Consider the following 20,305-nt stretch of genomic DNA (forward strand, 5'->3'; position numbering starts at 1 on the left):
GCAGGCCGCCTGCAGGCCGTTTTTCAGTGTTTTCGCTAAGGACCGCCCATGATTGAAGCAACCTGGATCGCTTTTGCCTTTGTCATGGGGTTGGGCGCGCGCGCTATCGGCTTGCCGCCGCTGGTGGGCTACCTGGCCGCCGGTTTTGCCCTGGCCGGCTTTGGTGACCATATCGGCGTTGGCCCGCGCGACAGTGTGGCGCTGGAACATATCGCCCACCTGGGTGTGCTGCTGTTGCTGTTTACCGTCGGCCTCAAACTCAAGTTGGGCAACTTGGTGCGGCGCGAGGTGATCGGCGGTGGTCTGCTGCACTTCACCATATCCAGTCTGATCTTCCTGCCGGCGATCATGCTGATTCTCGATCTGGCCTGGCAGCAGGGCCTGCTGCTGGCCATCGCCCTGTCGTTTTCCAGTACCGTGCTGGCGGCCAAGGTGCTGGAGGGCAAGCGTGAGTTGCGCGCCTTCCACGGCCGGGTGGCGATCGGTGTGCTGATCATCCAGGACCTGATCGCCCTGGTGGTGATGAGCCTGGCCAGCGGCAAGATTCCCTCGGCCTGGGCGTTGCTGCTGTTCGGCCTGCCGCTGTTGCGGCCCTTGCTGTTTCGCCTGCTTGATGCCAGTGGCCACGAGGAGTTGATGGTGCTGCTTGGCCTGTTGCTGGCCCTGGTGGTGGGCGGGCATGGCTTCGAGCAACTGGGCCTGAGCTCCGAGCTGGGGGCGTTGGCCTTTGGCGCGATGCTGGCCAAGCACAAGCGCGCCACCGAGCTGTCCAATTCGCTGTGGGGCATCAAGGAAGTGTTTCTGGTCGGTTTCTTTCTGCAGATCGGCATCGGCGGCCTGCCGGATGGCGAGGCCCTGCTGTTCGCCATCGTCATGGCCGTACTGCTGCCGCTCAAGGGGATGCTGTTCTTCTTCCTGTTTATGTTGTTCCGCCTGCGCGCGCGCAGCGCCTTCCTCACCGGCGTGAGCCTGACCAACTACAGCGAATTCGGTCTGATCATGGCCAGCGTGGTGTTGCCGGAATGGATGATTCCGCTGGCCATCACCGTGGCCCTGTCGTTTGTTATTTCCGCACCGCTTAACCGCATCGCCCACCCGCTTTACGAGCGCTGGGCCAAGCGCCTGATCCCCCTGGAGCGCAATATCCGTCACCCCGATGAGCAGCCGGTGTCCCTCGGCGATGCGCAGGTGTTGGTGATGGGCATGGGCCGCACCGGGCGCGCCGCTTACGATTACTTGCAGGAGAAGGGCTATCGGGTGGTGGGGCTCGACTCCGACCCCGTGGTGATTGAGCAGAGCACCAAGGCCGGACGCCAGGTGCTGTTCGCCGACGGCGAGGATCAGATGTTCTGGCAACACCTTGAGATGCCGCAGGTTGATGCGGTGATTCTGGCCCTGAACGATGCCGAGGCGAAAATCATTTCTACCGAGAAGCTGCGTGCCCGTGGCTTTGCTGGTTTGCTGGTGTCCCATGCCATGTATGAGGACATCGCCCGGCGTATTCAGCAGGCCGGGGCGGATCGTACCTACCTGACCATGAGCGAGGCCGGGGCCGGCCTCGCCGAACATGTGTACCGGGATCTCGAACAGCGTGGCCGAGCCCGTCGCGATTAAACGACAGGCTCCTGCCTGGTTGCTAGTTAAAGCCCAGGCGATGACGCCAGCGTTGTTCCAAGGCCTTGCTGTCGTGGTCGAGGGGGTGGAAGCCGGGACGGTAGTAGTCCAGATAGGGCAGCAGCAGCTTGGTCAGAAAGCCGTTACGCGGGCCGAATAGCATCTTCAGGCCCTTGCCCCAGCTGCGCCAGTTGAACAGCTGGCCGTCCTTGCGCAGCAGGTGTACCTGGAACCAGCCGATCACGCCCAAGAAGATCAGGGTGGTGATGGCCATCGTGATGGTGCGAGTGAAATAGCCGCCATAGACCTGCTGATACACGTCGTAGCAGACTGCCTTGTGCTCGTTTTCCTCGATGGCGTGCCACATCCACAGCTGATACAGCTTGGGATCATTCATCTGGGTGGTCAGGTCTTCGCGCTGCAGCAGCTGCTCGGCCATGGTCGCGGTGAAGTGCTCCAGGGCGCAGGTGGCGGCCAGGCGCTGTTTTTTGGTGCTGAGCTTGGTGGCCCACTCGAGCAGTACCTTGATCCGCAGCTCCAGGCGCTCCAGGTCGATGCCGTGTTCGGCGGCGTAGTCGTTGTAGGCCGCGTGCTCTTTGGAATGCATGGCCTCCTGGCCGATAAAGGCGCTGATGTCCTTTTTCAGCTGCGGCTCGGTAACCTCATCGCGCACGGCGCGCACGCTGTCGACGAAAAACTTCTCGCCATAGGGAAACAGCGACGACAGGTTGTTCATAAAGTGGCTCATAAAGGGGTCGCCAGCGAACCAGAATTTCTGGCTATCGCTAAAGCTGAAATCCATGCGGCGAACCGGGAAACTGGCGCTTGGGGTGCTGCTTTGGGCTGTCATAAGGGCGACTCCTGGGCATATTGGTCGATGTGCGACCGCTCTTGTTATCAGGCGGGTTCGACAGCTCGATGGCTGTCTGTGACCGTGATTAATCTTTAGCCCGGAGCGTTTCTGGCGCGAGGTCATTCCTGGCCATGGTGGCCGTTTTAGCGCCAACTTATGGTTAGTTGTCCGACAGTTTGCCGTGCGAGATGGCGGCCCGTGCTTGCTGTCAGGCCTATGAATCCCCTGAGCCTATAACCCGAATACGCCGCAGCACGCGGCGCAATCCGGGCACTCAGGGTGCGGCTTAGCGCTGTTGGCGCAGCTCGGCCACTTCCGTGCGCAGGGCGCGCAGTTCATCGAGCAGTAATTGCTCGGTGGGCGAGGGTGGGGCCAGTTTGGCTTCCTGTTCATGGGTGGTCTGCATGGCATTGACCACCACGGCGATAAACAGGTTGAGCATCATAAAAGTGGCGATCAGGATAAACGGCAGGAAGTACATCCACGCCAGCGGGAAGGTTTCCATCACCGGGCGCACGATGCCCATCGACCAGCTTTCCAGGGTCATCACCTGGAACAGGGTGTAGAGGCTGGCACCCAGGCTACCGAACCATTCGGGGAAGGCCTCGCCGAACAGCTGGGTGGCCATCACCGCGGCCACGTAGAACACCAGACCCAGCAGCATGGCGATGCTGCCCATCCCAGGCAGGGAGGACAGCAGCGCTTGTACCACGCGGCGCATATTCGGATTGATCGAGATCAGCCGCAGCACGCGCAAGACCCGCAGCGCACGTAGCACGGCGAAGGGCCCGCTGGCCGGTACCAGGGCGACCCCCACCACCAGGCAGTCGAACACCGCCCAGGGATCGCGCAGCAGGCCAAGACCGCGGGCGACAAAGCGCAGGCCCAATTCGAGGATAAACAGCACCAGGATCAGCTGATCCAGGCCAAGCAGCAGCTCACCCCATTGCGCCATCAGGCCGGGGGAGGTCTGCATGCCGAGGATTGCGGCGTTAAGGATGATCAGCGTGGTGACCAGGCGGGTGATGGTCTGGCTTTCCATCAGCGCAGCCAGGCGCAAGCGCCAAGTAGTGGAACTTGGGGTCAAACTGTATTCGGGCATGATTTATTGGTCGTTAAGGGCGAAGGCGGTGAGGGTAAAGGTTGGGATACCGATGTCTTGGAGCTTCTGCGAGCCGCCCAGTTCCGGCAGGTCGATGATTGCCGCGGCCTCAAAGATGCTCGCGCCCATGCGCCGCACCAGTTGAGCGGCGGCCAGCAGGGTGCCGCCGGTGGCGATCAGGTCATCGAACATGACGATCTTGTCGCCCTCGCAGAGGCTGTCGGCATGGACTTCGAGCAGGGCTTCGCCGTATTCGGTCTGATAGCGTTCGCTGAGCACATCGGCGGGCAGCTTGCCCTGCTTGCGGAACAGGATTAGCGGCTTGTTCAGCTCGTAGGCGATGATCGAGCCGACCAGAAAACCGCGCGCGTCCATGGCTCCGATATGGCTGAACTCGGCCTCGACATAGCGCTGGATAAAGCTGTCGGCCACCATGCGCAGGGCGCGCGGCGACTGGAACAGCGGGGTGATGTCGCGGAAGATGACGCCGGGTTTGGGGAAGTCTTTAACCGGGCGGATCAGGGTCTTGATGCTGAACTCGTCGAAAATCATCGTGGGTATCCTGGCCGTTGCAGGTAAATCAGCCCTCGATATTACCGCCGGCCAGAGCGCACAGCTCGATGGGATCGAGAATATGCACTTCCTTGCCTTCGGCTTCGAGCAGCTTGTTCTGTTGGAAGCGAGTGAATACGCGAGACACGGTCTCTACCGCAAGGCCTAAATAGTTACCAATTTCGTTACGCGACATGGCTAGGCGGAACTGGTTGGCCGAGAAGCCGCGGGCGCGGAAGCGTGCCGACAGGTTGACCAGGAAAGTGGCGATGCGTTCGTCGGCGGTTTTCTTCGAAAGCAGGAGCATCATCTGCTGATCGTCGCGGATCTCGCGACTCATGATGCGCATCATCTGGCGGCGCAATTGCGGCAGTTTTACCGACAGCTCGTCCAGACGCTCGAAGGGGATCTCGCACACCGAGGTGGTTTCCAGGGCGATGGCCGATACCGGGTAGATTTCGCTGTCCATGCCGGACAGGCCGACCAGTTCGCTGGGCAGGTGGAAGCCGGTGATCTGCTCGTCGCCGCTATCGCTCAGGCTGAAGGTCTTCAGCGCGCCGGAACGCACCGCAAACACCGAGTTGAAGGCATCGCCCTGGCGGAACAGGAACTCGCCCTTTTTCAGGGGGCGGCCGCGTTTAACGATATCGTCCAGGGCATCCATGTCTTCCAGGTTCAGCGAAAGCGGCAGGCACAGGCTGGCCAGGCTGCAGTCATTGCAATGAACATGGTGGGTGCTGTGCAACTTGATGCTTTCGGACATCTGCAGCGCTTCCTTGGTTAAACACACAATGCCAGTAAGGTTACAGCAGGACTCGGTGTGCAGCCAGTCAGACTGAAGTCTGACCAGGCGCTCAAGTTTGCCCCTTGGCGGCCGACATTTCGGAAAATTTATCCGGGTCTGCAAGGAGCACCCGCATGCGAGTGGAATCGACTGTGCTGAGCAACCGTCTGAGCATAGCAGTGCAGCGTAGCAACGCTGCTGCCGAGGGCGGCAATGAGGATGGCCAAGCGTTGCGCGATGGTTTGCGGGTAAGCCTGTCCGAGCTGGGCAAGACGCGTTCCGCCGCAGCGCAGAAAAACCGCGACATCGATGAGAGCAGCCTGCCAGACGCGATCAAGCAGATCCTCAAGATGATCCGCGCGCTCAAGGCGCAGATCGCGGAGAAAAAGGCCGAGCTGACGGCGTTGATGGCCGATCAGAGCCTGGATGCGGATACCCGGCGTCTGCGCATTGAGGCCCTGCAGGGGGAACTGGCTTCGCTGCAGGGCGCGCTGAGCAGTGCCAGCGCGATGCTGCTCAAAACGGTGCGCGAGCAGGGCTTGAGCGCTCAGCAGATGCAGGAAGTGGCCACGTTGAGCATGTAGGCGGCGAAGCCCGGTGTGTTATGCCACCGCCTGTTCCCTGAATACCGGGTACCAGCAAGAGACCGCGGCCTGGCCTGGTGCGCACGGCGCACCCTACGGGGGCGTGGAGCACTTGGCAGGCCGTGCCTAGATCACCCGGGAAAAGCGCTGGCGGTTGTGTTCGGTGAGGTAGTGATCGAACAACATGCACAGCGAGCGCACCAGCAGGCGGCCGGCTGGGCGCACTTCTATACCTTGTGGGTCCAGCTGGATCAGGCCGTCCTGGGCCATTTGCTGCAGTTGCGGCCAAATTTCGCTGAAATAGCTGCGAAAATCTACGGCATAAGCCTTTTCGATCTCACCGAAGATCAGGCGGAAGTGGCAGATCAGTTGCTGGATCACCGCGCGGCGCAGGCGGTCGTCGGCGTTGCAGTGCAGGCCGCGCAGGGTGGCCAGTTCGCCCTGGGCCAGGCTGTCCTGATACTTGCTCAGGTCGGCGTTGTTCTGGCAGTAGAGGTCGCCAATCTGGCTGATCGATGACACCCCGAGGCCAATCAGGTCGCAGTGGCCATGGGTGGTGTAGCCCTGGAAATTGCGTTGCAGGCTGCCGTCTTCCTGGGCGCTGGCCAGTTCGTCGTCGGGCAGGGCGAAGTGATCCATGCCGATATAGCGGTAACCGGCGGCGCTCAGTTGCTCGATGCTGGCCTGCAGCATGGCCAGCTTGTCGCCGGCGGTGGGCAGGTCGGCGGTGTTGATCCGCCGTTGCGGCATAAAGCGCTCGGGCAGGTGGGCGTAGTTGAACAGCGACAGGCGATCGGGTTGCAGGGCGATGACTTCGTCGACGGTGCGGGCAAAGCGCTCCGGGGTCTGTAGGGGCAGACCGTAGATCAGGTCGATATTTACCGAGCGGAACTGCAGGGTGCGTGCCGCTTCGACGATGGCGCGGGTCTCTTCCAGGGTCTGCAGGCGGTTGACCGCGCGCTGTACAGCCGGATCGAGATCCTGCACGCCGAGGCTGACGCGGTTGAAACCCAGCTCGCGGAGCAGGCCCATAGTCGACCAGTCGGCCTCGCGCGGGTCGATCTCGATGCTGTAATCGCCGGAATCGTCATCCAGCAGGTTGAAGTGCTGGCGCAGGTGGCCCATCAGGTGGCGCAGCTCATCGTGGCTGAGAAAAGTCGGGGTGCCGCCGCCGAAGTGCAGCTGTTCGACTTTTTGCTGTGGGTCGAGATGGCGGCCAATGATCTCGATTTCCCGCTGCAGTTTTTCCAGGTAGGGCAGGGCGCGGCCGCGATCCTTGGTGATCACCTTGTTGCAGGCGCAGTAGTAGCAGATGTGTGCGCAGAACGGGATGTGCACATACAGCGACAGCGGTCGCAGGGCTTTGCGGCTCTCGCGCAGGGCGTGCAGCATGTCGAACTGGCCGATCCCTTCATGGAACTGCACGGCGGTTGGGTAGGAGGTATAGCGGGGACCGGCCTGATCATAGCGACGGATCAGGCTGGTATCCCATTGGATGGCGTCGAGCATGCGGGCATTCCCGGTTTGGCTATCAGTACCGGGGAGTCTAAGAGTGCCTTGCCTGGCGTGTTTTGACCTGGATCATGGAGCCGTGGGCTACTAGTGCCCCATCAGCCAGTGCTGGTGCGGGCCGGGCAGGGTCCATAGGCCGAACAGGATGACCAGGATGCCGCCGGCCATGCGCACGCCCCGTTGGCGCAGCAGGGCGGTCAGGCGTTCGGCGGCCATGCCGGTGGCCAGCAGTACCGGCAAGGTGCCGAGGCCGAAGGCAAGCATCAGGGCGGCGCTGTCCAGTGCGTTGCCCTGGCTGGCCGCCCAGAGCAGGGTGCTGTAGACCAGGCCGCAGGGCAGCCAGCCCCACAGGCTGCCCAGCACCAGAGCGCGGGGCAGACTGGTGACTGGCATAAAGCGTCGGGTCAGCGGTTGGATATGCCGCCACAGGCCGCGGCCCAGGCCTTCGATACGGGTCAGGCCGCTCCACCAGCCGGCCAGGTACAGGCCCATGGCGATCAGCAGCAGTGCGGCAACCACCCGCAGGCCCATTACCAGCGGACTATTGGCCAGAGCCCAGCCAGCGAGGCCCAGCAACAGACCTGCCAAGCTGTAGCTGAAGATGCGCCCCAAGTTGTAGGCCAGCAGCAGCTGAAAGCGTTGGGCGCGCTGCTCGGGCGGGATGGCCAGGGTTAGCGCGCCCATCAGCCCGCCACACATGCCCAGGCAATGGCCGCCGCCGAGCAGGCCGAGGATCAGCGCTGAAACCAGCAGCGGTAGCAGCTCAGGCACCGGGCTTGTCCTCGGGGCTTGGCGGGGTGCTGTCCTGCTGGGCCTGGCTGACGGCGGCCTGGTGCTTGGGGTCTTCGTCGTCGAACAGGATGCTGTGGGCCGGGCCGTCGAGGTCGTCGTACTGGCCGCTGTCCACCGCCCAGAAGAACAGCCAGATGGCGAAGCCGACCAGGGCAATGGCCACCGGGATCAGGATATAGAGGGCGGGCATGGAATCTCCGGATTCGGGCGAGACGTAGGGTGGATCGGGGCGCGTAGCTGGCGCTTTTTACATCCACGATTACAGCGTTGTGGTGGATCGGTGAAGCGTGATCCACCCTACGGGCGCGTGAGCCGCAAGGCATTTAACACCACTAGCAATGAGCTGACCGACATGCCCAGAGCGGCCCAGATCGGGGTAATCCAGCCCATGGCGGCGAAGGGCAGCACCAGGCCATTGTACAGACTGGCCCAGGTCAGGTTCTCGATGATGATGCGCCGGGTTCGTTGCGCCATGTGTAGCGCCTGCACCAGGCTGCTCAGGCGGTTGGACAGTAGCACCGCATCGGCGCTGGTCTTGGCCAGGTCGGTGGCGCTGCCCATGGCCACGCTGATATCGGCAGCGGCCAGCACCGGCACGTCATTGACCCCGTCACCGAGCATCAGCACCCGGCGGCCCTGGTTGTGCAGCTGTTGCAGCACCTCCAGCTTGGCATCCGGGGTGAGGCCGCCGCGGGAATCCTCGATGCCCAGCTGGCGCGCCACTTCGCCGACCATCGGTGAGCTGTCACCGGACAGCAGCATAATTTGCCAATGGCGCGCCTTGGCCGCGGCGATCAGTTGCGGCGCATCTTCGCGCAGGCGGTCATCCAGTACGAACCAGGCCAGCGGCCCTTGTTCATCACCCAGCAGCAGCCATTGGCCGTGTTCGCCGGTAATCACAGGCACCGCCTGAGCGCTGAGTGCGCAGACGAAACCAGCTTCACCAATACGCAGCACGCGGCCGCCAACACGGCCTTGCAGGCCCAGGCCTGGGTGGCTGTCGACTTCCTCGGCAGCCTCGCTGGCCTGGCCAAAGGCGCGGGCAATCGGGTGCTCGGAGCGGTTTTCCAGGGCCGCGGCCAGGGCCAGGCAGGCATCGCTGTCCAGTGCGCCCAGGGGGTGGATGGCGCTCAGGGTCAGGCGGCCTTCGGTGAGGGTGCCGGTCTTGTCGAGAATCAGCGTATCAATCTGTTTGAGGCCCTCCAGCACATGGCCGCGGGTCAGCAGCAGGCCGAGCTTGTGCAGAGACCCTGTGGCGGCGGTCAGCGCGGTGGGGGTGGCCAGGGCCAGGGCGCAGGGGCAGGTGGCGACCAGCAGGGCCAGCACCACCCAGAAGGCGCGCGAAGGGTCGAGCTGCCACCAGACCAGGCCGACCACGGCCGCCACCACCAGGACGATCAGCAGGAACCATTGCGCCACTCGGTCGGCCAGCACCGCCAGGCGCGGCTTGTCGCTCTGCGCGCGCTCCAGCAGGCGGACGATGGCCGACAGCCGGGTGGCGTCGCCAAGGGCCTGCACCTGCACGGTCAGCGGGCCTTCGACGTTGAGGGTGCCGGCGGTGACGCTGTCGCCGACGGCGCGGGCTTGCGGCAGGTATTCGCCGGTCAGTAGCGACTCGTCGACGCTGGAAGTGCCTTGCAGAATGCGTCCGTCCGCCGGCAGCAGGGCACCGGGCGGGACCAGCACGCTGTCGCCTGTGCGCAGTTCGCTGAGCAGAATGCGCTGGCTGTGGCCGTCGGCCTCCAGGCGCAAGCAGGACGCCGGCAGCAGTTGCACCAGTTGGGCGGTAGCCTGTGCCGTGCGTTCGCGGGCGCGGCGCTCCAGGTAGCGACCGGCCAGGAGAAACAGGGCAAACATGCCCACTGCATCGAAATACAGCTCGCCCTGGCCGGTCACGGTCGACCAGATGCCGGCCACATAGGCTCCACCGATGGCTAGGGACACCGATACGTCCATGGTCAGGTGGCGGGTACGCAGGTCGCGCAATGCGCCGCGGAAGAACTGGCCGCAACAGTAGAAGACGATGGGGGTGGTGAGAAACAGGCTGACCCAGCGCAGGATCTGATCCAGCTCGGGGCTGAGGTCGATATTGAATTCCGGCCAAGTGGCCATGCTCGCCATCATCACCTGCATCCACAGCATGCCGGCCACGCCCAGCTCGCGCATGGCCCGGCGGTTCTCGCGCTGCAACTGTTCGGCGGCGGCATCGGCCTGCCAGGGATGGGCGGCGTAGCCGATCTTGCGCAGTGCCTTGAGCAGTTGGCTCAACGGCAGCTGGCTGTCGGCCCAGCGCACCTGCAGGCGGTGGTTGGACAGGTTGAGGTGCGCTTCGCTGACGCCGGGCAGGCCGCGCAGGTGTTTTTCAATCAGCCAGCCACAGGCCGCGCAGCTGATGCCTTCGATCAGCAGGCAGGTTTCGCTGAGTTCGCCGTCATGTTCGACAAAGGGCTGTTGCACGTCGCTGCGGTCATACAGTGCCAGCTCATCGGGCAGGGCCTGGGGCAGGCTCTGCGGGTTGGCGGCGCTTTCGCTGCGGTGCTTGTAGTAGTGCTCCAGGCCGCCGGCGACTATGGCTTCGGCCACCGCCTGGCAGCCGGGGCAGCACAGCTCGCGGCGGGCACCGAGAATCTCGGCCTGGAAGCGGCTGCCGGCAGGTACCGGCAGGCCACAATGGTAGCAGGGGGTTGGGCTGGCCATCGCTGCGCTTATTGCTCATCCCCGAGGCGGATGCTGTTGCCGCTGGCGACATTTTCTTCTTCGAACAGGCGCCAGTCCTTGCCGCCTTCCTGGCCGATCAGTTCGACAAAGCGGCGACCTTCAATGGCGTCGATCATCTGCCCGCTGTAACTGCCATCGCCCTGGGGTTGCAGAACCACCCGACGGTCGCGTTCCGGCTGGGTCGGCGAGATCAGGTTGAGCACCAGTTGCTGGGGGCGGCTATTGCCCTGCAGCTGCAGGCTGGCAACCCCGGTTTCATCGTCAAGCACCAGGGTGGCGCTGAGCTTCAGGCGGACCGCGTGGTTTTCTCGCTCCAGGGACTGGTTGATGCCCTTGCCGACATCGTAATAGTCATCGGAAATCAGCCCCGGCGGGTTCTTCGTGGCGATGGTCAGCAAGGTCAGCCCCTGGACCACCGAGTAGGCCAGCAGGCTGATCAGAAACCAGGGCCAGAATTGCTTGTACCAGGGCTTGATGATCTCGGGGTTCTTTTCAGATATGGGTTCAGACATGGGCTTCTCTAATCAGCGCACGCTAGGGCCGATAAAGCGGCTGGCGGCGTCGGTTTTGATGCTTGGGTCATCCGCCGAGTGCAGGCGGAAGGTGATTTCATTGGTGCTCGAGGGCAGGCTTGAAGGGTCGATGGACAGCTCGATAGGCAGGGATAATACCTCGCCGGCCAAGGCAGTGATCTCGCTCTTGCCCTCGTAGACCAGGCCGTCGAGGCCATCGGCTGCGATCAGGTAGGTCACCTCATGCTGGGCCTTGTTCATGATCTTCAGGGTGTAGACGTTCTCGATCCGGCCCTCTTCGTTTTCGCGGTAGAGCACGCGGTCCTTGAGCACATCCAGTTCCACCAGCGAGCGGTCGGCGATGGCCCAGGCGAATACAGCGAACATCGCCAGCAGGGCCACGGCGTAACCTATCAGGCGTGGCCGCACCAGGTGGGTCTGCTGCCCGGACAGGTTGTGTTCGGTGGTGTAGCTGATCAGCCCTTTCGGGTAGTTCATCTTGTCCATGATGCTGTCGCAGGCGTCGATACAGGCGGCGCAGCCGATGCACTCGATCTGCAGACCGTCGCGGATGTCGATGCCGGTGGGGCAGACGTGTACGCACATCTTGCAGTCGATGCAGTCGCCCAGGCCGTCGGCCTTGTAGTCGGCATCGCGCTTGCGTGGGCCACGGTGTTCGCCGCGGCGTGGATCGTAGGAAACGATCAGGGTGTCCTGATCGAACATCACGCTCTGGAAGCGCGCATAGGGGCACATATAGATGCACACCTGTTCGCGCAGGTAGCCGGCGTTGCCATAGGTGGCGACGGTGAAGAAGCCGACCCAGAACAGTGCCCAGCCACCTGCTTGCAGGGTGAACAGCTCGGGAATTAGTTCGCGAATCGGCGTGAAGTAGCCGACAAAGGTGATCGCCGTGACCAATGACACGCCCACCCAGATGCCGTGTTTGGCCAGCTTGCGCAGGAATTTGCGCGCGGTCATTGGGCTCTTGTCGAGCTTCATGCGCTGGTTGCGATCACCCTCGGTGACCTTTTCCGCCCACATGAATACCCAGGTGAATACGCTCTGCGGGCAGGTGTAGCCGCACCACACGCGGCCGGCGAACACGGTAATAAAGAACAGGCCGAAGGCGGCGATGATCAGCAGCGCCGAGAGCAGGACAAAGTCCTGGGGCCAGTAGGTGGAGCCGAAGATATAGAACTTGCGCTCCGGCAGGTTCCACCAGACGGCCTGACGGCCATTCCAGGTCAACCATACGGTGCCGAAGTACAACAGAAACAGGGCTGCGCCACCGAGCATGCGCAGGTTGCGGAAGATGCCGGTGAAGGAGCGGGTATAGATTTTTTCGCGGTTGGCATACAGGTCGACAGTTTCGACTTTGGCCGCGATGGGGGTGACATCTTTGACTGGAATCTGTGCGCTCATCAGTTCGTACCACGGCGGTTGATTGGCTGCCCCGGTCGATACGTGCCAATCGGGGTCATACGGGCTCTTGCGCTATGGTACGCCTGACATTGCCTGGTCAGGTGCGACCGGGGGTCGCGTCTGGCTCAGGCACCTGGCGAACTCGAAAGCGTCCCTAGGGACGCCCGAGTCCGACAGGTAGGCGGAGAATCACTTCTCGAGCTTTTCCTGGGACAGGCTGTACACGTAAGCCGCCAGCAGATGGACCTTGTCGTTGCCGAGGAAGTCTTCCTGGGCAGGCATCTTGCCGTTGCGGCCATAGCGCAGAGTTTGTTGCACCTGGGCGAAGCTGGAACCGTAGAGCCAGGTTTTGTCGGTCAGGTTCGGCGCGCCCATGGCCTGTTGGCCCTTGGCGTCAGCACCATGACAGACTGCACAATTGGTGGCGAAGATGTTTTGACCTGCGGCAAGGTCAACCTCGATACCTTCCGGGTTTTTCAAACCGGACAGCGAGCGAACGTAGCCAGCAACGTTGCGGATGCCGTCTTCGCCGATCACTGCCAGCTGTGCCGGCATTGCGCCCTGGCGACCCTTGAGGATGGTGGTCTTGATGGTTTGCGCATCACCGCCATACAGCCAGTCGTTGTCGGTCAGGTTAGGGAAGCCGTAAGCACCCTTGGCATCGGAACCGTGGCAGACCGAGCAGTTGGAGGCAAACAGGCGGCCGCCCATTTTCAGCGCTTGCTCGTCCTGAGCGACCTGTTCGATAGGCATGGCAGCATATTTGGCGAAGATCGGCCCATATTGGGCGTCGGCCTTGGCCATTTCCTTTTCCCACTGGTGCACGCCGGTCCAGCCAGCATTACGCATGCCGTCACTGACTTGAATGTCGGTGGCGAAAGGCGTTTTGGCCTCGGTGTCGAGGTAGTCGTAGCCCGGCAGAAAGCCCTTGAAGTTACCCAGGCCCGGGTAGAGCGCCAGGTAGCCGAGGGCGAAGATGATGGTGGCGAGGAACAACATAAACCACCACTTGGGCAGCGGATTGTCGTATTCCTCGATGCCGTCAAACTCGTGGCCGACGGTTTCTTCGGTGGTTTCCTGGCGCTGGCCCTTGCGGGTGCCAAAGATCAGCCAGGTCAGGGCGAAGATGGTGCCGAGGGACAGAATTGTTACGTACCAACTCCAGAACGTGGTCATTGGTCATTGCTCCTGGAAGATTGCGCGTCACGCTCTTGGGGTTTGGGATCATCGGCGAAGGGCAGGTTAGCAGCCTCGTCGAAGCTATCTTTGCGTCGGCTGCTGTAGGCCCAGAGCACCACGCCAATAAAGGCGATAAAGACGATGGCTGTGCCTATGCCGCGAATAGTCCCGATATCCATAGTGCGTTACCGTTTGTTTTTGATGGAGGTACCGAGAACTTGCAGGTACGCCACCAGGGCGTCCATTTCAGTCTTGCCCTTCACCGCGTCCTTGGCCCCGGCGATGTCTTCATCGCTGTAGGGGATGCCAAAGCCACGCATGACTTCCAGCTTCTTGGCGGTGTCCTTGCCGTCGAGCTTGTGCTCAACCAGCCAGGGGTAGGACGGCATCTTCGACTCGGGTACCACGTTGCGCGGGTTGTACAGGTGCGCGCGGTGCCACTCGTCCGAGTAGCGGCCGCCAACGCGGGCCAGGTCCGGGCCGGTACGCTTGGAGCCCCACAGGAAAGGGTGATCCCAGACGCTTTCGCCAGCAACCGAGTAGTGGCCGTAGCGCTCGGTTTCGGCGCGGAACGGACGGATCATCTGCGAGTGGCAGCCCACGCAACCTTCACGGATATAGATGTCGCGGCCTTCCAGCTGCAGCGCGGTGTAAGGCTTGAGGCCCTCCACCGGCTCATTGGTGACGTCCTGGAAAAACAGCGGAACGATCTGCGTCAAGCCGCCGATGCTGACGGCAAGCACCATCAGCAGGGCCATCAGACCGATATTTTTCTCGATGATTTCGTGTTTCATCAGTGCGCTACTCCAGCAGGCATCTGTGCAGCAGCTTCATATTCGGAAGCTTTGGCGGCACGCACGGTGCGGTAAGTGTTGTAAGCCATCAACAGCATGCCAGTGACGAAGAACATGCCGCCGATCATGCGCACCACGAAACCAGGGTGGCTGGCTTCCAGGGCTTCAACGAAGGAGTAGGTGAGGGTGCCGTCTTCGTTGACTGCACGCCACATCAGGCCCTGGGTGATGCCGTTGACCCACATCGAGGCGATATACAGCACGGTACCGATGGTAGCCAGCCAGAAGTGTGCATTGATCAGGCCAACGCTGTGCATCTGTGGACGGCCGAAGACCTTCGGGATCAGGTGGTACAGCGCACCGATGGAAATCATCGCTACCCAGCCGAGAGCGCCGGCGTGTACGTGGCCGATGGTCCAGTCGGTGTAGTGGGACAGGGCGTTGACGGTCTTGATCGCCATCATCGGACCTTCGAAGGTCGACATGCCGTAGAACGCCAGCGATACCACCAGGAAGCGCAGGATTGGGTCGGTGCGCAGCTTATGCCATGCGCCCGACAGGCTCATCATGCCGTTGATCATGCCGCCCCAGCTGGGTGCCAGAAGGATGATCGACATCGCCATACCGAGGGACTGCGCCCAATCCGGCAGTGCGGTGTAGTGCAGGTGGTGCGGACCGGCCCAGATGTAGAGGGTGATCAGTGCCCAGAAGTGCACGATGGACAGGCGATAGGAGTAGATCGGACGCTCGGCCTGCTTGGGTACGAAGTAGTACATCATCCCCAGAAAGCCCGTGGTCAGGAAGAAGCCCACGGCGTTGTGACCGTACCACCACTGGATCATCGCGTCAGTTGCACCGGCGTACATCGAGTACGACTTGAACAGGCTCACCGGCATGGCGGCACTGTTGACGATGTGCAGCATCGCGGTAACCAGGATAAAGGCACCGTAGAACCAGTTACCGACATAGATGTGCTTGGTCTGGCGCTTCATGATCGTGCCGAAGAACACCACCGCATACGCAACCCAGACGATGCCCAGAAGGATATCGATCGGCCACTCGAGTTCGGCGTATTCCTTGGAACCGGTGAAACCCATCGGCAGGGTGACCACGGCGGCAACGATCACGGCTTGCCAACCCCAGAACACGAATGCCGCCAGGCCATCGGAAATCAGGCGGGCCTGGCTGGTGCGTTGCACCACATAAAACGAGGTTGCCATCAGCGCGCAGCCGCCGAAAGCGAAGATCACCGCGTTGGTGTGCAGGGGGCGCAGACGGCCGAAGCTCGTCCATTCCAGACCCAGGTTAAGTTCAGGCCACACGAGTTGTGCGGCGATGAAAACACCCAGGCTCATGCCAATGACTCCCCAAATCACCGTCATCACGGCGAACTGGCGAACCACCTTGTAGTTATAAGCAGTCGGACTGATTGCTGTGCTCATTATGGGTTCCACGGTTAATGGAGTTTCTGGGGGGCAAAAATCGGCGGCAAGTATGGGGAAAGCAGTTTCTCATTGCAACGACACAAGCCGACGCGATAGGGCTTTCAGGGCCGTTGGCAAGGATGCAAATGGCGTTCTGCAGTGCAATGCCGCAAGCAAAAAACGGCCTAACTGGCCACGCGCTGAAGATGGGAATCGCCTTGGAGTTATGACAGGTGGCGACTGTCGACAAGATTAGCCCATGTCGAGCAGTGTGCGCGCAGGTGCTTGTCGGGGTGCGACCTTGGGTCGCACGAGCGCGCCGGCCGGGCCGGGCCGGGCTGGGGAAGGGGTGTCGCGCGAGTATCGGGTTGCTTGTGCCGGGTGGCTGCAGGTGCGGGGCTGGCCCGCACCTGCAGGGTAGCGGTTACTGCGCTTTGTTCTGGCTCAGGCTCAGTACATAGGCGGCCAACAGGTGCACCTTGTCGTTGCCCAGGTATTGCTCCTGCGCCGGCATCTGGCCGTTACGGCCGTGGCGGATGGTCTGCTGCAGCTGGGTCAGGCTGCTGCCGTAGATCCAGCCCGCCGGGCTGGTCAGGTCCGGCGCGCCGAGCAGGGCCATGCCTTTACCTTCTGCGCCATGGCAGGCCAGGCAGTTGGCGGCATAGACGGCCGCGCCTGTTTCCAGATCGAAGCTCTTGTCGGCTGGCAGTGGCAGGCCGGCGAGGCCGTTGCGCACATAGGCGGCGACCTGTTGCACGCCATCTTCACCAATTACCGCCGCCCAGGCCGGCATCGCGCCGACACGGCCATTGAGGATGCTGGTCTTGATCGCAGCAGGTTCGCCGCCCCAGCGCCAATGGTTGTCAGCCAGGTTGGGGAAACCCACCGCGCCCTTGGCATCCGAGCCGTGGCAAACCGAGCAATAGGTAGCGAACATACGGCCGCCCATTTTCAGGGCTTGCGGGTCGTTGGCCACTTCTTCCAGGGGCATGGCCGCGTATTTGGCGAAGATCGGCCCGTACAGCTCGTCGGCCTGATCGACTTCGCGCTGCCACTGGCCAACCTGAGTCCAGCCGTCTTCATAGCCCGGCAGCACGCCTTTCCAGTTGCCCAGACCTGGGTACAGCGCCAGGTAGCCAATCGAGAAGAGCAGGGTGCCGAGAAACAGCATGAACCACCACTTGGGCAGCGGGTTGTCATACTCTTCGATGCCGTCGAAGGCATGACCCATGGTCTGCTCGGTTTCGCTCTTGTGGGTTTCGCTTTTGCGGGTGGCGAAAATCAGCCAGAACAGGGCGAGCAGGGTGCCGACAGTCAGCACTGTGATGTACCAGCTCCAGAAAGTGCTCATGGGGTCTTGCTCCTCGGTGCAGCCAGCTTGGGTTCATCGGCAAAGGGCAGTAAGGCGGCCTCATCGAACGCCGTGCGGCGCTTGCCGCTGTAGGCCCACAGGGTGACGCAGACAAAGGACAGCAGAACCAGTGCCGTACCTATGCCGCGCACGGTTCCAATATCCAGAGCGCCGATATCAAAAAATTCGAATGACATAGCCCTACCTCTTGTTCTTTACGGCAATGCCGAGCACTTGCAGGTAGGCGACCATGGCATCCATCTCGCTTTTGCCTTTGACTGCATCGCTGGCAGCGGCGATGTCCTCATCGCTGTAAGGCACGCCGACGGTGCGCAGGGCCTTCATCTTGGCCGCGGTGTCCTTGCCATCCAGGGTGTTTTCCACCAGCCAGGGGTAGGACGGCATCTTCGACTCGGGCACCACGTTGCGCGGGTTGTACAGGTGCGCACGGTGCCACTCGTCCGAGTAGCGGCCGCCAACCCGGGCCAGGTCCGGACCGGTACGCTTGGAGCCCCACAGGAAGGGGTGGTCGTAAACGCTTTCGCCGGCGACCGAGTAGTGGCCGTAGCGCTCGGTTTCAGCGCGGAACGGACGGATCATCTGCGAATGGCAGCCGACACAGCCTTCCTTGATATAGATATCGCGGCCTTCCAGTTGCAGCGCGGTGTAAGGCTTGAGGCCCGCCACCGGCTCATTGACCACATCCTGGAAGAACAGCGGGACGATCTGCGTCAGGCCGCCGACACTCACGGCCAGCACCATCAGCAGGGCCATCAGGCCGATATTCTTTTCGAGTAATTCGTGTCTCATCAGTGGGCTCCTTCAACCGAAAACTGCGCAGCGGCTTCCATCTCTGCCGCCTTGGTATGACGCACGGTCTGCCAGACGTTCCAGGCCATCACCAGCATGCCGCTGAAGAAGATCGCACCGCCGAGCAGGCGTACGACAAAGCCGGGGTGGCTGGCTTCCAGCGCTTCGACGAAGGAGTAGGTGAGGGTGCCGTCTTCGTTGACTGCACGCCACATCAGGCCCTGGGCGATGCCGTTGACCCACATCGAGGCGATATAGAGCACGGTGCCGATGGTGGCCAGCCAGAAGTGCACGTTGATCAGGCCGATGCTGTGCATCTCGGCGCGGCCAAAGACCTTGGGCAGCAGGTGGTAGAGCGAGCCGATGGAGACCATGGCAACCCAGCCGAGAGCGCCGGCGTGTACGTGGCCGATGGTCCAGTCGGTGTAGTGGGACAGGGCGTTGACGGTCTTGATCGCCATCATCGGACCTTCGAAGGTCGACATGCCGTAGAACGCCAGCGATACCACCAGAAAGCGCAGGATCGGGTCGGTGCGCAGCTTATGCCAGGCCCCCGAGAGGGTCATCATGCCGTTGATCATGCCGCCCCAGCTCGGAGCCAGGAGGATCAGCGACATCACCATGCCCAGGCTCTGCGCCCAGTCCGGCAGCGCGGTGTAGTGCAGGTGGTGCGGGCCGGCCCAGATATACACGGCAATCAGCGCCCAGAAGTGCACGATCGACAGGCGATAGGAGTACACCGGACGCTCGGCCTGCTTGGGCACGAAGTAATACATCATCCCCAGGAAGCCCGCGGTGAGGAAGAAGCCCACGGCGTTGTGGCCGTACCACCACTGGATCATCGCGTCAGTCGCACCGGCATAGGCCGAATAGGACTTGGTCAGGCTCACCGGAATGGCCATGTTGTTGACCAGATGCAGGATGGCCACGGTGAGGATAAAGCCACCGAAGAACCAGTTACCCACATAGATATGGCTGACCTTGCGCTTCATGATCGTGCCGAAGAACACGATGGCGTAGCTGACCCAGACCACGGTGATCAGGATATCGATCGGCCATTCCAGCTCGGCGTATTCCTTCGAGCTGGTCCAGCCCATGGGCAGGGTGATGGCCGCCAGCAGGATCACTGCCTGCCAACCCCAGAAGGTGAAAGCCGCCAGTTTAGGTGCGAACAGGGTGGCCTGGGAGGTGCGTTGCACCGCGTAGTAGCTGGTGGCAAACAGCGCGCAACCACCGAAGGCGAAAATCACCGCGTTGGTGTGCAGCGGGCGCAGGCGGCCGAAGCTCGTCCATGGCAGGTCGAAGTTGAGCGCGGGCCAGGCCAGTTGAGCGGCGATTAATACGCCAACTGCCATGCCGATTATGCCCCACACCACTGTCATGATGGCGAATTGACGGACCACCTTGTAGTTGTAGGCGGAACTGCTGGTTGTGTTCCTGGTTATGTTCATTTCAGGGGGGCTTCCATCCAGGTTATAGGCCGATCATCGAAAATCATTGGCTGCGTGCCTGTACCATCAGCGCCGCAGTCCGACAGATTCTTTAAGCGAGGCAAGCATGAGCAAAGGGCAAAGTGCCGGTATTGACGGGGATCAATACGCACGGCCGCAAGGCGACGATCCGTGGCTATGGGACCGGCCCGCTGGCGAGGTGCGCGCCACCCTGATTCTGGCCCACGGAGCCGGTGCGCCGATGGACAGCGACTTTATGCAACAGATGGCGCAAAGCCTTGCCGTCCGGGGCATTGCGGTGCTGCGCTTCGAGTTCGCCTATATGGCCGCACGCCGTCTGGACGGCAAGAAACGCCCGCCCAATCCGCAGGCGCAGCTGTTGCAGCAATGGCGTGAGGTCTACACCCAGGTGCGCCAACGGGTCGCAGGGCCATTGGCCGTCGGCGGCAAGTCCATGGGCGGGCGCATGGCCAGCCTGCTGGCCGACGAACTGGGAGCCGATGCCCTGGTATGCCTGGGTTATCCCTTCTATGCCGTGGGTAAGCCGGAAAAACCACGTATCGCCCACCTGGCCGACCTGCGCAGCAGAACGCTGATTATCCAGGGCGAACGCGATGCCCTGGGCAACCGCGAGGCCGTGGCGGCTTACCCGCTGTCCGCGGCAATCAGGCTGCACTGGCTGACGGCGGCCGACCACGACCTGAAACCCCTGAAAAGCTCAGGCTTCAGCCATGCGCAACACCTACAAACCGCCGCCGACGAAATCGCAGCCTTTCTCACCGACCGCTAAAACAGCAAGGCCTGTCGGTTTACGCCGATCAGTTCGGGGAGAGGGCGAGAGCGAGAGC

General features: G+C 62.1%; 21 protein-coding genes. 3 read left to right on the forward strand and 18 right to left on the reverse strand.

What is annotated here, in order from left to right:
• Positions 1-48 precede the first annotated feature (48 nt).
• Positions 49-1,614: a cation:proton antiporter family protein gene (locus VMP31_RS09620; RefSeq protein ID WP_325506463.1), complete on the forward strand. Its 1,566-nt coding sequence runs from the start codon at positions 49-51 to the stop codon at positions 1,612-1,614.
• A gap of 22 nt (positions 1,615-1,636) precedes the next feature.
• On the opposite strand, the gene VMP31_RS09625 is transcribed toward VMP31_RS09620, so the two are convergent.
• The 4 genes from VMP31_RS09625 to fnr all read right to left on the reverse strand — a co-directional run bounded on the left by VMP31_RS09625 (position 1,637) and on the right by fnr (position 4,884).
• Positions 1,637-2,464: a metal-dependent hydrolase gene (locus tag VMP31_RS09625; RefSeq protein WP_325506465.1), complete on the reverse strand. Its 828-nt coding sequence runs from the start codon at positions 2,462-2,464 to the stop codon at positions 1,637-1,639.
• A 289-nt stretch (positions 2,465-2,753) separates the two neighbouring features.
• Entirely contained in the window at positions 2,754-3,569 is an 816-nt protein-coding gene (locus tag VMP31_RS09630) for an ion transporter (protein ID WP_325506467.1), read from the reverse strand.
• A gap of 3 nt (positions 3,570-3,572) precedes the next feature.
• Positions 3,573-4,121: an adenine phosphoribosyltransferase gene (locus tag VMP31_RS09635; protein ID WP_325506469.1), complete on the reverse strand. Its 549-nt coding sequence runs from the start codon at positions 4,119-4,121 to the stop codon at positions 3,573-3,575.
• A 28-nt stretch (positions 4,122-4,149) separates the two neighbouring features.
• Complete coding sequence (gene fnr / locus VMP31_RS09640; protein ID WP_325506471.1) at positions 4,150-4,884, reverse strand: fumarate/nitrate reduction transcriptional regulator Fnr; 735 nt, start codon at positions 4,882-4,884, stop codon at positions 4,150-4,152.
• Between the two features lie 155 nt (positions 4,885-5,039).
• Here fnr and VMP31_RS09645 point away from each other — a divergent pair, with 155 nt between their 5' ends.
• A complete protein-coding gene (locus VMP31_RS09645; protein ID WP_325506473.1) occupies positions 5,040-5,489 on the forward strand; it encodes a hypothetical protein in 450 nt (149 codons plus the stop codon).
• Between the two features lie 126 nt (positions 5,490-5,615).
• Here the strand turns inward: VMP31_RS09645 and hemN are convergent, their stop codons facing one another.
• From hemN to ccoN (VMP31_RS09715), 14 genes are all read right to left on the reverse strand, one after another.
• Positions 5,616-6,998, reverse strand: coding sequence for an oxygen-independent coproporphyrinogen III oxidase (gene hemN / locus VMP31_RS09650; protein WP_325506475.1), 1,383 nt, complete (start codon positions 6,996-6,998; stop codon positions 5,616-5,618).
• A 90-nt stretch (positions 6,999-7,088) separates the two neighbouring features.
• Complete coding sequence (locus VMP31_RS09655) at positions 7,089-7,772, reverse strand: sulfite exporter TauE/SafE family protein (RefSeq protein WP_325506477.1); 684 nt, start codon at positions 7,770-7,772, stop codon at positions 7,089-7,091.
• Positions 7,765-7,983 carry a cbb3-type cytochrome oxidase assembly protein CcoS gene (gene ccoS, locus VMP31_RS09660; RefSeq protein ID WP_325506479.1) on the reverse strand — a complete coding sequence of 73 codons (219 nt, stop codon included), beginning with the start codon at positions 7,981-7,983 and terminating at the stop codon, positions 7,765-7,767. Before ccoS ends, VMP31_RS09655 begins: the two co-directional genes overlap by 8 nt.
• A gap of 107 nt (positions 7,984-8,090) precedes the next feature.
• Positions 8,091-10,490, reverse strand: coding sequence for a heavy metal translocating P-type ATPase (locus VMP31_RS09665; RefSeq protein WP_325506481.1), 2,400 nt, complete (start codon positions 10,488-10,490; stop codon positions 8,091-8,093).
• Between the two features lie 8 nt (positions 10,491-10,498).
• Positions 10,499-11,023: a FixH family protein gene (locus tag VMP31_RS09670; protein WP_325506483.1), complete on the reverse strand. Its 525-nt coding sequence runs from the start codon at positions 11,021-11,023 to the stop codon at positions 10,499-10,501.
• A 12-nt stretch (positions 11,024-11,035) separates the two neighbouring features.
• On the reverse strand, positions 11,036-12,448 hold the full coding sequence (gene ccoG, locus VMP31_RS09675) for a cytochrome c oxidase accessory protein CcoG (protein ID WP_325506485.1): 1,413 nt from the start codon (positions 12,446-12,448) through the stop codon (positions 11,036-11,038).
• A 189-nt stretch (positions 12,449-12,637) separates the two neighbouring features.
• Positions 12,638-13,624: a cytochrome-c oxidase, cbb3-type subunit III gene (ccoP, locus tag VMP31_RS09680; protein WP_325506487.1), complete on the reverse strand. Its 987-nt coding sequence runs from the start codon at positions 13,622-13,624 to the stop codon at positions 12,638-12,640.
• Positions 13,621-13,806, reverse strand: coding sequence for a cbb3-type cytochrome c oxidase subunit 3 (locus VMP31_RS09685; protein ID WP_325506489.1), 186 nt, complete (start codon positions 13,804-13,806; stop codon positions 13,621-13,623). The genes ccoP (VMP31_RS09680) and VMP31_RS09685 overlap by 4 nt, the downstream gene beginning before the upstream one ends.
• A 6-nt stretch (positions 13,807-13,812) precedes the next feature.
• Positions 13,813-14,421, reverse strand: coding sequence for a cytochrome-c oxidase, cbb3-type subunit II (ccoO, locus tag VMP31_RS09690; protein WP_325506491.1), 609 nt, complete (start codon positions 14,419-14,421; stop codon positions 13,813-13,815).
• Positions 14,421-15,863, reverse strand: a complete 1,443-nt coding sequence (ccoN, locus tag VMP31_RS09695; RefSeq protein ID WP_325506493.1) for a cytochrome-c oxidase, cbb3-type subunit I — start codon at positions 15,861-15,863, stop codon at positions 14,421-14,423. Before ccoN (VMP31_RS09695) ends, ccoO (VMP31_RS09690) begins: the two co-directional genes overlap by 1 nt.
• Before the next feature lie 406 nt (positions 15,864-16,269).
• A complete protein-coding gene (gene ccoP / locus VMP31_RS09700) occupies positions 16,270-17,196 on the reverse strand; it encodes a cytochrome-c oxidase, cbb3-type subunit III (protein ID WP_325506495.1) in 927 nt (308 codons plus the stop codon).
• Positions 17,193-17,393 (reverse strand): cbb3-type cytochrome c oxidase subunit 3, encoded by a 201-nt coding sequence (locus VMP31_RS09705; RefSeq protein ID WP_325506497.1) that lies wholly within the window; start codon positions 17,391-17,393, stop codon positions 17,193-17,195. The genes ccoP (VMP31_RS09700) and VMP31_RS09705 overlap by 4 nt, the downstream gene beginning before the upstream one ends.
• Positions 17,394-17,397: 4 nt before the next feature.
• The gene (gene ccoO / locus VMP31_RS09710; protein ID WP_325506499.1) at positions 17,398-18,006 is read right to left on the reverse strand and encodes a cytochrome-c oxidase, cbb3-type subunit II; all 609 of its coding nucleotides are present in this window, start codon (positions 18,004-18,006) and stop codon (positions 17,398-17,400) included.
• On the reverse strand, positions 18,006-19,457 hold the full coding sequence (gene ccoN / locus VMP31_RS09715; protein WP_325506501.1) for a cytochrome-c oxidase, cbb3-type subunit I: 1,452 nt from the start codon (positions 19,455-19,457) through the stop codon (positions 18,006-18,008). The genes ccoO (VMP31_RS09710) and ccoN (VMP31_RS09715) overlap by 1 nt, the downstream gene beginning before the upstream one ends.
• Before the next feature lie 106 nt (positions 19,458-19,563).
• On the opposite strand from ccoN (VMP31_RS09715), the gene VMP31_RS09720 reads away from it, so the two are divergent.
• On the forward strand, positions 19,564-20,247 hold the full coding sequence (locus tag VMP31_RS09720; RefSeq protein WP_325506503.1) for an alpha/beta family hydrolase: 684 nt from the start codon (positions 19,564-19,566) through the stop codon (positions 20,245-20,247).
• Positions 20,248-20,305 lie beyond the last annotated feature (58 nt).

The sequence above is a fragment of the Pseudomonas sp. genome (genome assembly GCF_035512415.1).
In the GTDB taxonomy this organism is placed as follows: Bacteria; Pseudomonadota; Gammaproteobacteria; order Pseudomonadales; family Pseudomonadaceae; genus Aquipseudomonas.